This is a genomic window from Galbibacter sp. L-19, from assembly GCF_056857615.1.
The window spans coordinates 24,325-41,966 of record NZ_JBSXNL010000046.1 but is presented as its reverse complement, the minus strand read 5'-3'; the positions used below and the strand labels follow the sequence as shown (position 1 = coordinate 41,966).

17 protein-coding genes are annotated in these 17,642 nt (G+C 33.2%); 4 read left to right on the top strand and 13 right to left on the bottom strand.

The window, feature by feature from the left end; translation table 11 throughout:
• Positions 1-129: 129 nt before the first annotated feature.
• The 4 genes from AC13CQ_RS06180 to AC13CQ_RS06165 form a co-directional block, all read right to left on the bottom strand.
• Positions 130-672: a DUF5004 domain-containing protein gene (locus tag AC13CQ_RS06180; RefSeq protein WP_456867975.1), complete on the bottom strand. Its 543-nt coding sequence runs from the start codon at positions 670-672 to the stop codon at positions 130-132.
• A 265-nt stretch (positions 673-937) separates the two neighbouring features.
• Positions 938-1,402 (bottom strand): GreA/GreB family elongation factor, encoded by a 465-nt coding sequence (locus AC13CQ_RS06175; RefSeq protein ID WP_337900898.1) that lies wholly within the window; start codon positions 1,400-1,402, stop codon positions 938-940.
• A 10-nt stretch (positions 1,403-1,412) separates the two neighbouring features.
• The gene (locus tag AC13CQ_RS06170; RefSeq protein ID WP_474506861.1) at positions 1,413-2,615 is read right to left on the bottom strand and encodes an Nramp family divalent metal transporter; all 1,203 of its coding nucleotides are present in this window, start codon (positions 2,613-2,615) and stop codon (positions 1,413-1,415) included.
• Positions 2,616-3,722, bottom strand: a complete 1,107-nt coding sequence (locus AC13CQ_RS06165) for a DUF2891 domain-containing protein (protein WP_474507654.1) — start codon at positions 3,720-3,722, stop codon at positions 2,616-2,618. It lies immediately after the preceding gene.
• 233 nt (positions 3,723-3,955) lie between these two features.
• Here AC13CQ_RS06165 and AC13CQ_RS06160 point away from each other — a divergent pair, with 233 nt between their 5' ends.
• Complete coding sequence (locus AC13CQ_RS06160) at positions 3,956-4,948, top strand: sterol desaturase family protein (RefSeq protein WP_337900901.1); 993 nt, start codon at positions 3,956-3,958, stop codon at positions 4,946-4,948.
• Here AC13CQ_RS06160 and mtgA read toward each other — a convergent pair whose 3' ends face one another.
• The 7 genes from mtgA to pdxA all read right to left on the bottom strand — a co-directional run bounded on the left by mtgA (position 4,949) and on the right by pdxA (position 10,933).
• Complete coding sequence (gene mtgA / locus AC13CQ_RS06155; RefSeq protein WP_474506863.1) at positions 4,949-5,635, bottom strand: monofunctional biosynthetic peptidoglycan transglycosylase; 687 nt, start codon at positions 5,633-5,635, stop codon at positions 4,949-4,951.
• A 79-nt stretch (positions 5,636-5,714) separates the two neighbouring features.
• On the bottom strand, positions 5,715-7,067 hold the full coding sequence (gene accC, locus AC13CQ_RS06150; protein ID WP_008611287.1) for an acetyl-CoA carboxylase biotin carboxylase subunit: 1,353 nt from the start codon (positions 7,065-7,067) through the stop codon (positions 5,715-5,717).
• 85 nt (positions 7,068-7,152) lie between these two features.
• The gene (gene accB / locus AC13CQ_RS06145; protein ID WP_335587095.1) at positions 7,153-7,647 is read right to left on the bottom strand and encodes an acetyl-CoA carboxylase biotin carboxyl carrier protein; all 495 of its coding nucleotides are present in this window, start codon (positions 7,645-7,647) and stop codon (positions 7,153-7,155) included.
• Positions 7,648-7,672: 25 nt separating this feature from the next.
• On the bottom strand, positions 7,673-8,674 hold the full coding sequence (locus tag AC13CQ_RS06140; protein WP_008611285.1) for a beta-ketoacyl-ACP synthase III: 1,002 nt from the start codon (positions 8,672-8,674) through the stop codon (positions 7,673-7,675).
• 174 nt (positions 8,675-8,848) lie between these two features.
• Positions 8,849-9,046 carry a 50S ribosomal protein L32 gene (gene rpmF / locus AC13CQ_RS06135; protein WP_008611284.1) on the bottom strand — a complete coding sequence of 66 codons (198 nt, stop codon included), beginning with the start codon at positions 9,044-9,046 and terminating at the stop codon, positions 8,849-8,851.
• A gap of 8 nt (positions 9,047-9,054) precedes the next feature.
• Positions 9,055-9,591 (bottom strand): YceD family protein, encoded by a 537-nt coding sequence (locus AC13CQ_RS06130; protein WP_008611283.1) that lies wholly within the window; start codon positions 9,589-9,591, stop codon positions 9,055-9,057.
• A gap of 283 nt (positions 9,592-9,874) precedes the next feature.
• Positions 9,875-10,933, bottom strand: coding sequence for a 4-hydroxythreonine-4-phosphate dehydrogenase PdxA (gene pdxA, locus AC13CQ_RS06125; protein ID WP_008611282.1), 1,059 nt, complete (start codon positions 10,931-10,933; stop codon positions 9,875-9,877).
• 282 nt (positions 10,934-11,215) lie between these two features.
• Here pdxA and AC13CQ_RS06120 point away from each other — a divergent pair, with 282 nt between their 5' ends.
• The 3 genes from AC13CQ_RS06120 to AC13CQ_RS06110 all read left to right on the top strand — a co-directional run bounded on the left by AC13CQ_RS06120 (position 11,216) and on the right by AC13CQ_RS06110 (position 13,938).
• Positions 11,216-11,806 carry a riboflavin synthase gene (locus AC13CQ_RS06120; protein ID WP_474506864.1) on the top strand — a complete coding sequence of 197 codons (591 nt, stop codon included), beginning with the start codon at positions 11,216-11,218 and terminating at the stop codon, positions 11,804-11,806.
• A gap of 55 nt (positions 11,807-11,861) precedes the next feature.
• Positions 11,862-13,028: a hypothetical protein gene (locus AC13CQ_RS06115; RefSeq protein ID WP_474506865.1), complete on the top strand. Its 1,167-nt coding sequence runs from the start codon at positions 11,862-11,864 to the stop codon at positions 13,026-13,028.
• Between the two features lie 196 nt (positions 13,029-13,224).
• Positions 13,225-13,938, top strand: coding sequence for an SDR family oxidoreductase (locus tag AC13CQ_RS06110; protein ID WP_008611279.1), 714 nt, complete (start codon positions 13,225-13,227; stop codon positions 13,936-13,938).
• Positions 13,939-14,012: 74 nt separating this feature from the next.
• Here AC13CQ_RS06110 and AC13CQ_RS06105 read toward each other — a convergent pair whose 3' ends face one another.
• Positions 14,013-14,858 (bottom strand): alpha/beta hydrolase family protein, encoded by an 846-nt coding sequence (locus AC13CQ_RS06105; RefSeq protein ID WP_474506866.1) that lies wholly within the window; start codon positions 14,856-14,858, stop codon positions 14,013-14,015.
• Positions 14,848-17,610 (bottom strand): PD-(D/E)XK nuclease family protein, encoded by a 2,763-nt coding sequence (locus tag AC13CQ_RS06100; protein ID WP_474506867.1) that lies wholly within the window; start codon positions 17,608-17,610, stop codon positions 14,848-14,850. The genes AC13CQ_RS06105 and AC13CQ_RS06100 overlap by 11 nt, the downstream gene beginning before the upstream one ends.
• Positions 17,611-17,642 lie beyond the last annotated feature (32 nt).

Sequence of the window (17,642 nt, the reverse complement as noted above, 5' to 3'; positions counted from 1 at the left end):
CAGGTTGATTTTTGATAGATAAAAATATATAATTATTATTTCCCCTACAAGGCAGTTAAGATTTTTCATAAAAAAAGCTGATAATTAACTTTCATTAATATATCAGCTTTTTAACCTAAAACTTTATTTTTAGTCAGCAGGCTCTACATCTGCCAGTTTTTTTGTAAAAGTGTAAGTAACAATTATTTGGAAAGATTTCCCGTTTACATCTGTACCGGTTCCTGTGTTTTGAATTTTGTATTCATTTCTTTCAGTATTAAATTCTAAGTTCTGAATATCTTCATAACAAGCAGAAATAACACCTAAAGAGTTTCCACCTAATTTCCAGGTACCAGTTCCAGACCTTGCATTGGTACAATCTTCGGCATTTTCTCCTACTTCATAAATATAACTTCTATCGGTTCCGTATGTGTATGAGATGTCGTTTTGACAATCTGTTTGTTGTATAAAAATATCGGTAGTTGGATTGTCTTCGTCATCATCTGTTAAATCAAGTTCCTTACTAGATTCAATTGCTGTAAGCTTCCAAGTTCCAGCAAATCCTGATTCTTGTTCAGAAAGTGCTCCTGTATAATCTGGTACACAGCTAGTTGTGTCGTCGTCAGAACAGCTAATAAATAATCCTGTAAGTGCTACAACTAAAGAAGCTGCAATTAGTTTTCTTGTTTTCATTTAAAATATATGCTTTTAAGTTTTTTATATTTATAAGAAGCAAGAATGTAAGAAAGGTTGCGTAGGAAGCTGTTAATTTTTTAAATCCCTCATTGAGGGTTTTATTCCCTAGAGCCTGTTCTGAGTATATCGAAGGGTTCTACGTCGAAAAGGATTAAATTAGTTTCCTTAAAATACCTCGTAGGCTTACTTCGAGGTAGTTTTTTAAAGTGGAAATCTAAATTAAAAGGGATCCCTTACGGGCAATAAGAAGATAAATAACGAATTAATAAATTTCTAGAATTTTTATTTTTGATGATTGAAAAGAAACGTCATCGTTAATTGTTTTTCCTAATAATAGTTGTCCAATAGGAGATTGCGCTGAGATGCAATAAATGTCCTCATTTTGAACGGTAAGTTGTCCTAAGGAAACAGCTATAAAATAAGAAGCAAGGTTGGTTTTTATAAGACTACCTACTTTGACTTTTTGATTTTTTTCTTCAGAAGACTTATCATAGTTAATTCTAGAAAAAGCATGCAGCATATTTTCAATTTCCCGAAGTCGATTTCCGGCTTTTTCTCTTTCTAATTGAAGCATTGCACGGCCAGTTTCATGTTTATCTCCTGCACTACTTTTTGTTTCAGAAGCAAAAGATTCTTCAATTGTGGCAATTGCTTTTTGTACTTGATATAGCCGTTGGTTTAAAAGCTCTTGGCATTTACTTATTAAAAGTTCTTTTGTAGTTTTCATCATTTCAAATTTATGCAAAAACTTGTATTCCAAACACTTTTAAAACGCTCATTATTCCAAGTCCTAATGTTAATACCACAATAATGATTCCTATAATATTCTGAATTAAAGTATTCTTATATGTTTTTAAAATGGAAGTTCTGTTTACTGCCCAAAGTAAAAAAATGGTTATAATAGGGAGTAAAATACCATTTGCTATTTGCGCCAGTTTTATAACTTCAATAGGCTTTATTCCAAAGGACATTAAAATAACGCCAAGAATAATTATAAACATCCAAACTGCTTTGAAGCGTTTGTTTTGCATATTAGAACCCCATCCAAAGCAACTATTGGCAACAAATGCGGCAGCTAGTGGGGCGGTAATGGCAGAGGTTAATCCGGCTGCAAAGAGTCCTATTCCCATAAAATATTTGGCGCTATTTCCGTAAATCGGTTCTAGTCCAATTGCGAGGTCGAGCACATTTTTTATTTCTAAGCTTTGAGTTTTTGCTGCTGTAATCATTATAGCTATGGATACTAATCCGCCTAAGGAAATGGATAGAATAGTGTCTCTTTGTGCATATTTTAAATCTGTAGTTTTATTCCATTTTTTGCTTACTAAAGAAGCGTGCAGAAATAAATTATAGGGTACAATTGTAGTTCCAACTAAGGCTATTATGCTTAGAAGGCTATTTTTTGGTGCTGTAGGTATAAAAAGACCTTTAAGAATCTCTATAATATTTGGTTTGGTTACAATGGCAGTGAGTATAAAAGAGATACTCATTAGAATTACTAGAGCAACAAGAATTTTTTCTATTGTTTTATATTTCCCGATGTATAAAAATATAAATGCCAAACTACCAATAATTAGTGGGTATAAATAAGAGTGTTCGGTTCCAAATAGTGCTTGGAGGCCAAGGGTTGCTCCGCCAATATTTCCGCCTTCATAAGCGGTGTTTCCAATAACAATTGCTCCTAAAATTAGGGTCATAACAAGCCATCGCAACCAAGGTTTGTATATTTCGGTTGCAACTACATCTCCTAAGCCTTTTTGGGTTATAATTCCAATACGTGCTGCCATTTCTTGTAAAAAAATAGTAGCTATTATAGAAAATAACATTGCCCATAACAGTGAAAATCCAAAAGAATTTCCTGTTAACATACAGGTAGTAACTGTTCCCGGCCCAATAAAAGCCGCTGCAACTAAAACTCCTGGTCCTACTTTTTTAAACATTTATTTGGGTACATGGTTTAAAGAATACAAGGCAAAAGTTCCTAGCCAATGTGTGCCACTGTAATTGTTGTCTACAATATTTGGTAGTGAATAATTAATATGTTGATTGGCAATATTTTTTAAATGATTATATTCTGGAAGTGTTTGTGCAATGCCATATAAACACCATGCGCGACTAAAATTTAAACCATCTAAATGAACTAATTTACCATCCTCTCTGTCGCCAACTTTTCCTGGAGCTAATTCAAAATCTGAATGTGTTAATTGAGGTAAAAAATTATTTAACCAAACTTTAAAATCCTCTTTAGCATATACTTTTCTTACAAGGTTTACTTCTTCTAAACAAGGAGAAAGGAAATCAAATCCGCTTGGTTCCCAACTCAAAGGGCAATTTGTATCGCTTTTATAAAATCTGTTTACGGTTTCTGCTATGCTTGTCTGTAATTCATTGTTTTGAAGTGTAGAAGCGTAATCCCAAGCTAAGGAAAGTCCGAAGGCAGTATTTGTATGTTCCCCAACACGAATAGGATAATTCAATTTAGGGAGAAATTCAATATATGAAGTTGCAATATAATTGGTTAATGGCGCTAAATTTTTTTCTAGTTCTTTACCTAGCGGATCGTCCCAAGTATGTAATTCCTCAGCTAATTTTAGGATCCAAGCCCAACCGTACGTTCTTTCGAAGGAGGTGTTGCCTTTCATTTTAAAATAAGCAAGTTCAGCTTCTATATTTTCTTTTGAGATGTTCTCTTTTAATTTTTTTCTGATGATTTCTGAATGATTTAAAGAAGGAAACTGCTTTAAAAGTGAAACTAAAGACCAATGTCCATGTACAGAAGAATGCCAGTCGAAACATCCATAAAAAGCTGGGTGTAGTTTTTTTGGTGCTGCTAATTGAGAGCTATCTTGAAGGGTTTGGTTGAGTTTGTTAGGAAATTCTATTTGCATACATTCAAGTGGTAAGGATGCAAGTCGGTTAGCCTCCTCAAGATTCAAAACAGGAATTGGAGCAGTATTTTGAACAGTTTCTTTTTTAGTTTTATCGCCTTTACAAGCATTAAATAATAAGGTAATTATAAAAATGAAAAGCAATTTAGTTTTCGTCATAATCTATTTTGATTAAATTTTATTTCGCCGTTGTTTAGGAGTACATATTTGAAAAGCATTATTTTTTCTCAAACTGAAAAAGCTAAGATAATCCCTTTCACTTAAAAGTAAATATAAGTTATTGAAAGCAATTATTTAACAAAGCCAAGCTTTATGTAATTAATTATTGAAATATAGATTATTTTTTACTATTTTTCAATAATTATAAATTTTGACTCTTAATCTAGTTGAAAATGGATGTATTTAACACTTTTATTGAAGAAATAATAAATTTTTTAGGGATATCTCAGGCTTGGGATATTTTGCAGAGCGGTAATTATGAAGCTCTTAGAACATATGAAGGGATTACAGCTTTAATATTTCCTATTATTCCATTATTAATTCTTTTGGAATTTATATTGGGTTTAATCTATAAAAAGCCACAAACTAAAGTTTATAAAATTACATTTTTGACTTATGTCCTAAATCGTTTTATCGGTAGGTTTATTGCTATTGCAGTTACAACTTTTCTTATTGGCGTATTAGAGCCATACGCACCTATACAAACATCTCTAAAATGGTATTGGTTTCTATATGGATATGTTGTGTGGGAGTTTGCTCATTTTCTTTATCATTATTGGGGACATAAAGTTCGTTTATTTTGGTGTTTGCATTCTACACATCATGCTCCCGAAGACATGAATCTTTCCGTTACTCATGCACATTTTTTCTTAGAAGCTCCTTATGCAGATGCAATCCGGACTACTGTATGTATTTTGGCGGGAATCAAACCAGAAATGCTGTTTATTATTATGTTTATAGATGGCACTTATGGAGCATTTATTCATGTTGGTGAGAATTTAATTAAAGATGGGAGGCTAGGTTTTTTGAATAAAATTATTTTAACTCCTTCCCATCATAGAGTACATCATGCTAAGAATCCCTTATATATGGATACCAATTTTTGTAATCTCTTGAATATATGGGACAAAGTTTTTGGAACCTTTCAAAATGAAGAAAAGAACTTAAAAATAGAATACGGGATTACCCGGAAAATGAATTCTGGAAATTTTATAGATGTTTATTTTGGTGAAATTATTGCGCTTTGCAAAGATGTATATCATGCTCCTGGCATTAAAAACAAATTGGCTTATATAGTAATGCCTCCTGGATGGAGTCATACGGGCGAACATAAAACTGCAAAAATTGTACGACAAGAGTTTTTAAAAGAGAGAAGTATGGATTAATTATTTCGGATTTTTTAAATTGAAGGGACCGTAAAAATTCATCTGCCTTAGAATCCAATTTTTCCTATTCTGAATATAGCTTGATGCTGGAGAAGCTTTTAAAACCAATGGATTTGGTAATATTGCTGCTATTGCTGCGGCTTCTTGTTTAGATAATTGGGATGCTTTTTTATGAAACCAAAATTTAGAAGCTGCCTCCGCTCCGTAGATTCCATTTCCCATTTCAATACTGTTTAAATAGACTTCTATAATGCGTTCTTTGCTCCATAATTGTTCAATTAAAAAAGTAAAGTAGACCTCAAAGCCTTTTCTAATCCAGCTTCTTCCAGGCCATAAAAAAACATTTTTTGCTGTTTGCTGACTTATAGTGCTTGCGCCTCTAAGTTTTTTCCCTTCTGATGAGTTTTTAATTACTTTTTCAATTGCTTTCACATCAAAACCATTGTGTTTTTCAAACTTTTGGTCTTCACTACAAATAACTGCCAATTGAAGGTTTTTTGAAATTTTATCAATAGAAACCCAGTTGTGTTTCCAAGTGATTGTTTCTTGCTTATTATTTTGCTGAATAGTCCGTATTGCCATTAAAGGAGTAACAGGAACGGGAACCCATTTATAGATTAACACCCAAATAACAGAAATTCCTATAAACCACAGCAAAACCTTAAAAAGAAAACGAAAAACCTTCATAAACGACGTCAATAAATTAAAAAACCCGTATCAAATGTATAAAATGATACGGGTTTATATTTTAAAAACACTAGAAGATTTATTCTTCTACTGGAGGGTTCATTTTAAAAGTCTCCATAAACTTAGTTGTGTAGTTACCAGAAATATAATCTGGTTCGTCCATTAACTGTCTATGAAATGGAATCGTAGTTTTTACACCTTCAATTACAAACTCGTCCAAAGCACGCTTCATTTTATTGATAGCTTCTTCTCTTGTTTGCGCAGTTGTAATCAACTTAGCAATCATAGAGTCATAGTTTGGAGGGATAATATAGCCGCTATACACATGGGTGTCTAAACGTACTCCGTGTCCTCCAGGGGCATGTAAAGTTGTAATTTTTCCTGGAGAAGGTCTAAAGTCGTTATACGGGTCTTCCGCGTTAATTCTACATTCAATAGAGTGTAGTTTTGGAGTGTAGTTTTTACCAGAAATTGGCACCCCAGCGGCAACTAAAATTTGTTCACGGATTAAGTCGTAATCAATTACCTGTTCTGTAATTGGGTGTTCTACTTGAATCCGCGTATTCATTTCCATAAAATAGAAATTACGGTGCTTATCAACTAGAAACTCAACAGTACCAGCTCCTTCATATTTAATAAACTCGGCTGCTTTTACAGCGGCTTTTCCCATTTTATCTCGAAGTTCATCGGTCATAAATGGAGAAGGAGTTTCTTCGGTAAGTTTTTGATGACGTCTTTGTACCGAGCAATCTCTTTCTGAAAGATGGCATGCTTTTCCGAATTGATCTCCTACTACCTGGATTTCTATATGTCGAGGTTCTTCGATAAGTTTTTCCATATACATACCATCGTTACCAAAAGAAGCTGCAGCTTCTTGTTTAGCACTTTCGTATGCTTTTTGTAAATCTTCTTCTTTCCAAACGGCACGCATTCCTTTTCCTCCACCTCCGGCAGTAGCTTTTAGCATAACAGGATATCCCATTTCTTTAGCTAGCTTTTTGGTTTGGTCTAAAGATTCTAAAAGACCATCAGAACCAGGAACGGTAGGTACTTTTGCAGCTTTCATGGTAGATTTAGCACTCGCTTTATCTCCCATTTTTTCAATCATTTCTGGACCTGCACCAATAAATTTGATACCATGTTCCTTACAAATTCTTGAAAAATTAGCATTTTCAGAAAGAAACCCATACCCTGGGTGGATAGCATCTGCATTTGTAATTTCTGCAGCAGCAATAATGCTTGATATTTTAAGATAAGAATCCTTGCTTGGTGCTGGACCAATGCAAACAGCTTCGTCGGCAAAACGTACATGCAAACTTTCTTCGTCTGCTTTTGAGTATACAGCCACTGTTTTGATGCCCATCTCTTTGCAGGTTCTAATAACACGAAGTGCTATTTCTCCTCTATTTGCGATCAATATTTTTTTAAACATCTCTGAAATTTTAAATTCTAAATTTTAAATCCTTTTAAATGATGATTTCTAAATTCATCATTAGTAATTCATCCTTTCAAATTTCTTATGATGGGTCTACCAAAAATAATGGCTGATCGAATTCAACAGGAGAAGATTCATCAGCCAATACTTTTACAATTTTACCAGAAACTTCTGATTCAATTTCATTGAAAAGTTTCATCGCTTCAATAATACAAAGTACATCACCTTTAGCGATAGTATCTCCAACTTCAGCAAAATTAGGCTTGTCTGGAGAAGGTCTTCTGTAGAATGTACCAATAATTGGCGATTTAATTGTAATGTATTTACTGTCGTCTTCTTTAGCAGCTGGTGAAGAAGCTTCGGTTTCTGCAGGAGCAGCAACTGGTTGAGGAGCAATGCCTTGTTGAGGCATTGGTTGATTCATAGGGATTTGTTGAACAAAAGTAGTAGTTTCACCATTTTTGTCTTCAGACCCTGTTTTAATAGTAATCTTTACATCCTCCATTTCAAGCTTTACTTCGCTTGCACCAGATTTTGCCACGAATTTGATCAAATTTTGAATCTCTTTTAAATCCATGATTTAGTTTTGTTAGTTTTGAGTTCTATTGTTTTGCGTTATATGCCCATTTTAAATAAATGGAACCCCAGGTAAATCCACCTCCAAAAGCAGCAAATATTAAATTGTCGCCTTTTTTGAGTTGCTTTTCATAATCGTTAAGTAACAAAGGCAGTGTTGCCGAAGTTGTATTACCGTATTTCTGAATATTAACCATTACTTTAGATGGATCTAATTCTGCACGATTAGCAGTAGCATCTATAATGCGTTTATTAGCTTGATGCGGTACTAGCCATTGAACGTCCTCTTTAGTAAGATTATTACGTGTCATTATTTTTTCTGTAACATCTGCCATATTTGAAACAGCAAATTTAAATACAGTTTTACCATCTTGATATACAAAATGTTGTTTATTTTTCACAGTTTCTTCGGAAGCTGGTAAAATAGAACCTCCTGCTTCAATTTTCAGAAAGTCTCTTCCAATTCCATCACTTCTTAAATACTCATCTTGTAATCCTAATCCTTCTTCATTAGGTTCAAAAAGAGCGGCTCCAGCTCCATCTCCAAAGATTATACAGGTAGTTCTATCGGTATAATCTAATATAGAAGACATTTTATCGGCTCCTATAAGTAATACTTTCTTGTAACGTCCAGATTCTATATAACTAGCAGCGGTAGACATTCCGAATAAAAAGCTGGAACATGCTGCTTGTAAATCGTAGGAAAATGCATTTACAGCTCCTATTTGAGAAGCTACATAAGCAGCGGTTGCTGCTACGGGTTGGTCTGGGGTTGCCGTTCCGACAATAACCATGTCAATCTCTTCTGGATTGGCACCACTTTTTTGAAGGAGGTCTTCTGCTGCTTTAATTGCAAGGTACGAAGTACCCTTTCCTTCTTCTTTTAATATATGCCTCTGCTTAATTCCAGTTCTAGAAGTTATCCATTCATCATTTGTATCAACCATAGTTTCCAATATTTGGTTGGTTAATACATATTCGGGCACATATGCTCCTACAGCTGTAATAGCTGCCTTAAGTCTATTCATAATTCGCTTAGTTTTTTGTCAAAAACGGCAAAATTCGACGGAAATTAATCGAATTTACTAATTTTCCTTCGAATAGCGGTGCAAAATAGGGTGTTTTTGACTTATAGAAAAATTTTGAATAAAAAAACTCTCACTTCATGTGAGAGTTTTAACTTTTAACTAAATTTTTTAGCATTACGCTACTTCTTCAGTTGTGTTATCGATAAGAACTTGTCCTCTGTAATAAAGTTTACCTTCATGCCAGTGAGCTCTGTGATACACATGCGCTTCACCCGTTGTTGGGTCTGTAGCGATTTGAGGAGTCGTAGCTTTGTAATGCGTTCTTCTTTTATCTCTTCTTGTGCTAGACTGTCTTCTTTTAGGATGTGCCATTTTAAATCTTATTTATCCGTTAATAGTTTTTTCAATTGATCCCATCGAGGATCTGTTTCTCCGTCTTTATTTTCCTTTTCTTCTTTTGGTTGAAACGCTTCCAGTTTCTCTAAAATTTCTGTCGATAAAGTTCCATCTTTTACTCCCGGATGAATCCTTTTGTTAGGAACCGAAAGTACGATCATCTCATAAATATATTGTGCTACATTTATTTGATATTCGCTATGTGGTATAATTAGAACTTCTTCGTTCTCATCGTTATACTCATCACCAAACTTAACTAATAGATGAAGTTTACTTTTGATTTCTTGATCGTAAGGCTCATTGGATAAATCGCAATAAACATTTACAAATCCTTCACATTCAAAGGTTAACTCCAACATAGTGCTTTTTTTATCCAAAGTAAGATCAACATGCACATTGGCATCGTTAAACTCTTCAAACTCAAAAGCATCAAAGAACTTTTGCTTTATTTCAAAGTCGAACTGGTGTTTTCCTTGTTTTAATCCTACAAATTGGATGTCAAACTCCTTGAACTTCTTCATTTTAAACATCAGTTTTAATTGCCTATACCTCAAGTATAAGGCGGGTGCAAAGATATAAATTTTTATTTATGATAATAATGTTATTAACTTTTTTTTGTTTATAACTATCATTTCCCGCATCCTTGTAGTTAATTCACTTTGAGAACACTAGAAAACACTAGTGTTTTAAAGAGATGTCTACAAAAATGTAATAGATCTATAAGTACCTGCAAAGAATATATATTTAAGATTGAATTCGTCTTTTAAAGGAAATCCAAGCTTAAAAAGAACGATTGGACTTAGTTTAGTTTCTTTCAGGTGTTTTCTTGCTTAATTTTTTTAGCTGATTTTCTGTCAGCTCTTTATATTCTTCTCTATTCTTGAAAATTTGAAGGGCAGTAAATACTGCTTCTTCAAATGATTTATGATTAGCTTCTCCCTTTCCGGCAATTTCAAAAGCCGTTCCGTGGTCTGGAGAGGTACGTACTTTAGATAGCCCTGCCGTATAATTTACTCCTTTTCCGAAGGAAAGTGTTTTAAAAGGAATCAAACCTTGGTCGTGATAAGATGCTAAAATAGCATCGAAATTATGATGTGCTCCAGAACCGAAAAAACTATCGGCAGCATAGGGACCATACACTAGTTTTCCAGAATCGTTTATTTTAGTAATAATTGGACGGAGTACTTCGTCATCTTCTTTTCCTATAACCCCATTATCTCCTGTATGTGGATTAATGCCCAATACAGCAATTTTTGGTTTCCTAACCCTAAAATCTTCTATTAAAGAGTTGTAAATTTTATTGACTTTAGTTTCTACTAATTTGGCTGTTATTTTTTTACTGACGTCTTTTACGGGCACATGGTCGGTTAATAAACCAACTTTTAAATCGTTTGTAACCATAAACATTAATGCTTCTCCTTCCAGTTCTTTGGCTAAATAATCTGTATGGCCAGGGAAATTAAATTCTTCCGATTGGATATTATGCTTATTAATTGGGGCAGTAACTAATACATCAATTTCATCATTTTTTAAAGCGGTAACAGCTGCTTTTAATGATAAAAAAGCATATTTTCCGCCTTCTTCAGTCTCCTTTCCTGGTTCTATATTTGGAGTTTCCTTCCATACATTTACCACATTTAGTTTTCCATCAACAGCTTTATTTGCAGCATCCACACCATTATAAGCAAGTTCCATTTTTAGCATTTTGCGTTGATAGTTTATAACCTTGGTGGATCCAAATATTACAGGCGTACAAAACTCCAACATTCTGCTATCTTCGAAGGTTTTAAGAATTACCTCGCAACCTATACCATTTAAATCTCCAATGGAAATTCCCACTCTTATGCTGTTATCTGTTTTCATGCGAATATATTGATATTAAACATTTAGTTTTTTAGACCTTATATTAATTATGCAAGGAGCTGCTATCTTTTAAAAATCGATGCTTTTTTATCTCTTTTTTTTAGAGGCAATTGCCTTGATTATGTAAAATCCCTCTAAGAGGGCTTCCTATTGTTTGCTTTGCGCTTGTAACAATTCAGTTTATAAAAAGACCTATTGCGGATTGTTGTTATCTTTAGTAGGTTTGTTTATTGGTATCCGACTAAAAGTGAATACATGCAAATTTAATTAATAAATATAGAAATGTTTACGGGAATTATAGAAGAGTTAGCATTGGTAACGAATATTGTAAAAGAAGCTGATAATTTACATATTACAATAAAAAGTTCGATAACCAACGAATTGAAGATCGACCAAAGTGTTGCGCATAATGGTGTATGCCTTACTGTAGTTGCTATTAATGGGGATGAGTATACGGTAACGGCAATTAAAGAGACCCTAGATAAAACCGCTTTAAGGAAACTTACTACAGGAGATGTAGTAAATTTAGAACGCGCCATGAAAATGGGAACCCGCCTAGATGGGCACATTGTACAGGGGCATGTAGATCAAACAGGAATTTGCGATAAAATTGTTGAAGAAAACGGAAGTTGGCGATTTACCTTTGTTTATGATGCTTCTAAAAATAATGTAACTATAGAAAAAGGCTCTATTACTATAGATGGAACTAGTTTAACAGTGGTAGATTCTAAAAAAGATGAGTTTAGCGTTGCTATTATTCCATATACTTTTGAGCATACCCGTTTTAAAAACTACAAAATAGGGGACGAAGTAAACCTAGAATTTGATGTTATAGGGAAATATGTATCGCGACTAATGGGGTTGCAAAAATAATTTTTTTAAGCGTAGATATAATTCGTTATTTTTAGTGATGCTAAACTAAGAATGGATGCGATTTTTATTCTTCCTTATACTTTGTACACAAATAACATACAGTCAAAATCAACTACAAGCGGTGCTTTTAGATAGTACTACAAAAGCACCAATTGAGTTTGCAGATGTGTATAATCATTATAATTATACTACTTCCAATGCCGATGGTTCTTTTATGTTTACGTCTAGTGGAGATTCTGTTTTTATAAAATACCTCGGATATAAACCTATTAGAACTACTTTTAATGAGCTTCAAAATAAAAAAATAATATTTCTGGCTGAAGAAACTGTGGTTTTAGATGCGGTAGTGCTAACTGGTAAGAATGATATTTACAGTCAGCTTGCTAAAAGTATAGAGAATAACTATCCCTTTTTTCCGTATGAGGAGCGTTTTACATTACGTGCTTTTTTAAAGAAAAATGATACGGTTCTAAAATTGCAAGACCTTACAGGTAAATTAAAACGAAAGCAGCTTTTTGCTACCCAAAAGCATCCAATGCCAAGAAAAAACTATGAAGTGGAGCTTTTAAATATGCGAAAAGCAGGTTTGAAAGAAGAAAATGTAGAGTTTATGTTGGGAGATTTTACAAAGATTCTAAACTGGTTTATTTTACATGCTCCCTTAGAAAATGATAAATACGATGTTAAATCTGGAGCAATAAATGACACAGTTGATATGGTGGAATTTACCGTAAAAGATTCTATTGTAAATGCTATACATAGTAATAATAGTGGCTATTTAAAAATTAATTCTAATAACAAAGCAATTCTCGAAAACCATTTAGTTATTCGAAGAGATTCTGTTGATTATGAAAAATCTGGTCCCTATAAATACAGAACTACCCATATGGAAGTTAATGCCTTTTATGAAAAAGCTACTAACCGAAAGTATTTTTTAAAAAATGCTAAAGTTGAAGTTTTAGTAGCGGTAGTTAATATTAAAACGGCAAAAAAAGATATTTATAACTGTACCTATATTATTACTACCCACGATAATTTTAAAGAATTAAATACTCAAAAAAATGTCTCGGTTAAAAAAGATATTTTTAGGCTGAAGTATCCTTATAACCCCGATTTTTGGGAAAAACAAAATCAGCTGTTGCTAACCAATGAAATGCTCGATTTTTTAAGCACGGTTAATGCAAAAGACAACGAGTATCGAGCAATTTCTAATTTAAAATAGCATGAGGGATTGAGCGGTCTGTTTGAGCTCTCCAAATAAATATTTGGAAGCGAGTAGCGAAAGCCCGACCCGAAGGGGCATGCCATAAAAGGTATATAGAATTTTTGAAGGGATAAACACCTTTTAAGAAAACAATAACGCTACTGGTTTTTTAGTCTCTAAGCAAGCTTTTATCTTTATGTAAAAATTAAAATAAATGGACTTAAAAGGAAAAGTAGCCTATATAACTGGCGGTACAAAAGGAATAGGATATGGAGTAGCCGAGAGCTTGCTTGAGGCGGGAATGAAAGTTGCAATTAGCGGACGTAAATTAGAAGACGCTCAAAAAGCTGCAAAAAGTTTGAGTAACGATGCAGATTTGGTTCTCGGACTCTCTTCTGATGTAACAAAACTCCAAGATGAAAAGGATGCAATTAAAAGCATAGAAGAAAAGTGGGGGCAAGTAGATGTGGTATTAGCAAATGCTGGAGTTGGACATTTTGCTCCGATTGATGAGCTTGAAGATGATAAGTGGCACCAGATGATTGATACAAATTTGAATGGAGTCTACCATACGTTAAAAGCGTCTGTGGCTGCTTTAAAACAGTCTAAAGGATATTATATAACGCTAGCAAGTTTGGCAGGAACTAATTTCTTTCCAACAGCGGCAGGATATAATGCTACAAAGTTTGGAGTTGTTGGTTTTACGCAAGCTGCAATGTTAGACTTACGTCAATATGATATTAAAGTATCTACCATAATGCCTGGTTCTGTGGCTTCTCATTTTAACGATCATACGCCTTCTAAAGACGATGCATGGAAAATTCAGCCAGAAGATATTGGGCAGCTTGTGCTTGATTTATTAAAAATGAATCCAAGAACATTGCCTAGTAAAATAGAGGTAAGACCAACGCGTCCAGATAAAAAATAAATTTTTTTACTATAAATTGCAGCAAACAGATTTTAAGTCAGATACAAATCTCTTTCTTTTCAGAGTAGCGCAATTTAGTTTTTAATAAATTTAAGAGAAGCTTCTACAACTTGTTTCATGTGTTGTGGAAGCTTTTTTTCTTCCCAAGGATGTTTGCCACCAAAAACATGGTCTGCTTCTTCAATAACAAGTAATTTGCTATTTGGATTCCATGTATGCAATGCTTTTGCTTCTTTTAAATCGACAGTTGGGTCGTTTGTTCCATGGATAATTAGAAAAGGGATTTCAATTTTTTCTGCTGAAGTTTTTATAGTGAAGCGTTCTTCATTTTCAATAAAATCTTCGTAAAATTGATAATAATGGGGTAATTGCTGTTTTGTTCTGCTATTTTCTACATGGATTACCCCTTGGCTTTTCCAATAAGCACGTGCCTTTTCATCCGCAAAACGTGCCTTAAAATCGCTTACACTTGCCCAAGTAATTAGTTTGGTAATTCTTTTATCTTCGGAAGCTTTTATGGTAACAATTCCGCCACCACGAGAATGACCTATTAAAATAATATTAGAAGTATCTATAGTTTTAGAAAATTCATTTTCTGAATTTGTAATCCAATTTATTACGGAATTTACATCATCAAGCTCAATACTAAAATTATTTAGAGCAAAGGCTTCTAGGTCAGGGAAATCAATAGGTTGTTCTATGGTTCCTCCGTTATGAGAAAAATTGAATTTAATAAAGCAGTATCCATTCGAAGCAAATTCTCTAGCAACCAAATCCCAATATCCCCAATCTTTAAAACCTTTGTAGCCGTGGCAAAATAGTACAATGGGGCTTTTTTTAGACTCTTCTTTTATGTAAACATCGGTTAGGATAGGTCTGGTATGTTTTCCTTCTAAAATTATATTTCTTTTAATATGCATGCGTCTTTATTTCTTTTTCTTGGAAAGGAGTTTCCTTGTTAAATATATCAAGGATTAGTTTTTCCAGTTCTACTTTGTATTTTGATTGAATTTCAGCATCAATTTTATATTGTCTCTCATTATGCTTTGAGCCGTATTTAAAATTGAATTTTAGAAGTCCTCCTTTTATGTTTTTAAATGAGATTATTCCTCCTTCAAATTCATTGTAAATGGTTTCGCTTTGGATCATGTAGGCATAACATAATATCTGAAACGCTTTACTGTATTTATAATCTTCTGTAAGAATCTCCCAATCTGTAATGCTAACATCTTTTTGTTCTACCTTGCCCGTTTTATAATCTATAATGTTTATAGTGCCGTCTACTTCTTCAACGCGGTCTACTTTACCTCTAATGTAAACAGGGAAATCTAATGCTTGGATTGGAATCAAAGCTCTTAAATTACTTTCAATTTGAAGAATTTTGATTTGCTTTCCGCTTTTTAATCTATTTTCTTCAAAATTTAAGAAGTTTTGAATATAACGTTTCGCAACATGAAAAGAAATCAGATTCTTCCCTCTTAAATCGGTAGTTTCTGTATACGATTTTGAAAAGTGATTTGCTACTTCTTTGTTAAGTTCTTTCCGCATTTTGTTGAGGTCCTCAATGCTAATAAACTTTCCTTCTAAAGGTTTGTAAAAAGATTCTAGCGTGTCGTGTACTATGGTTCCTAATGTGTTTGCTGCAATAGTTTCTTCAACCTCTTCTGTTTCTCTAATTCCAAGAACAGATTGTGTGTAAAAATCTAATGGGTTACGAACATAATTACTTAGCGATGTTGGTGAAAATCCTTTGGCAGCTATTTCTTTAAGTCTATGGATTACATTTTCGTCTTTTGTAATTGTAGATAATTCAAGAGTGTTATTTTTTATAGTTGGACTCGCAACAATTTCAGTAATGGCATGTTTTTCTTCTTTTAGCATAGTTAATTGCTGTAAGAGTCTGCTTTTTTCACCTCCTTCAAGAGCATCTGGTTCGGTATTATACACCAAATAAATATTTTTAGCTCGTTGTAATAATCTGTAAAAGTGATAGGAATAAATAGCATCCTTTTCTTTGTATGTAGGGAGACCAAATACCGTTTTTAAATCGAAAGGAATAAAAGAATTGTTAGTTTTTCCAGTTGGTAAAATACCTTCATTTACGGAGGTTATAATAACGGTTTCAAAATCTAAATTTCTACTTTCTAGCATTCCCATTATTTGTAAGCCTTCTAAAGCTTCTCCTTTAAAATCGATAGTTTCACTTGCTAATAATTCACTATAAATTTTCTTGAGTGCTTTTATTCCTGTAATTGTATTGTATTCAGCATTGAATGTTTTAAGCTGATTAAAGACCTCGTAAAAGCGATATAGATATTCTAGAAAAAGAGGATTCTTCTGTTCTTCCGAAGTATAAGTGTTTTTTAATGATAGGATAATGGCTAAGCAATTATCAATAACCGAAGAAATGGTTGTGTCTTTTTTGTTTATGAATAATTTAGCATCTGTTTTATTTATAGTTTCTAACTCACTTTGTTTGATATAGATGAGGTTCTGATTCTTAATTTTTTCAATTAGTTGTTGGATTTCCTCAGCCGTATCTGTTGTCATGCTATAGCTAATCGGGTTCGAAAGTATATTTATAACATCTTGATAGTACCAAACCCCATCTGTATTTTTCTCCCAGATTTCAAATAATGTTTCAAAGAAGGAGGCAAAAGGCGATAAATCTAATGGAAATCCACTTGTTATATTTGCTTTATTTATTTCTGAAGGGATGCTATTTAATATAGGAGCTAGTAGATTTTCATTTCCTAAAACAATGGCTGTATTTTTTATGGAGCCTTGTAATTTTCCTAAAATTTTTCCTACATATTTTGCTTGCCCTATATTTTTTGGAACCCCAATAATTTCAATGTTTTTTTCTTCTGAAAAATAATTGCTTATATTTTTAAATTCCTTGTTCTTAAAATAAGGCCACGATGCTTTGTAGTTTCTTAAAAACAGACCAGCATCATGGTCTTTATTATCCATAAATTTTTGGTCAATATCCCAAAAAACTTCAGCATTTGTATTGGTGAGAAACTCCTGAATTATGTTTTTTTCAGCATTATTCAACGCATTAAAACCAATAAATAAATGTGTGGAGTTTATATTGTTTTGAATGTAGTATTCAACATTATCATTCGCTTCACGGTAAATCATACCTTGGTATCCAATGCCTTTTTTTTGGAGGTGTTCGTTATATACAGTATAATAGACGTTTAGTTTTTCCCAGAATTTTAAATATTTTTTTTGTAAAAGGGTCTTGTCGTCAGCATTGGTCCAATGGAATTGGTCTAGCTCTTTTATATTAAATAAATGAGAAAAGAATGTTTCTGTATCAATTAAATATCTATCAATCTCATTAAAATCTTGTAAGATAGTTTGAGACCAAGAGGTAAACGCGTAAAAGTCTTCCTGTTCGTTTTCGGGAGTTATTTTTTTATAGACTTCATATAGCTCAAATGATAATTGAATATTGGATGCCAATTTCAAGTTTGCTAACTCCTGAATAAATTCTTCAATGCTTATAATTTTAGGAGCAATAGTAGTTTTTTCAACAAGGTTTAAAAGTTCATTTTTTAAAAAAGTTACCGCTCTTTTACTTGGAAGAATAATAGCAAGATTTGGTAATTGTTCTTTGTGTTTGGAATATATTTCTGAGGCTACTTGAGCTAGGAATGATTTCATTGGTTGTTATTTACTCGCTTTATGAGTCCCGA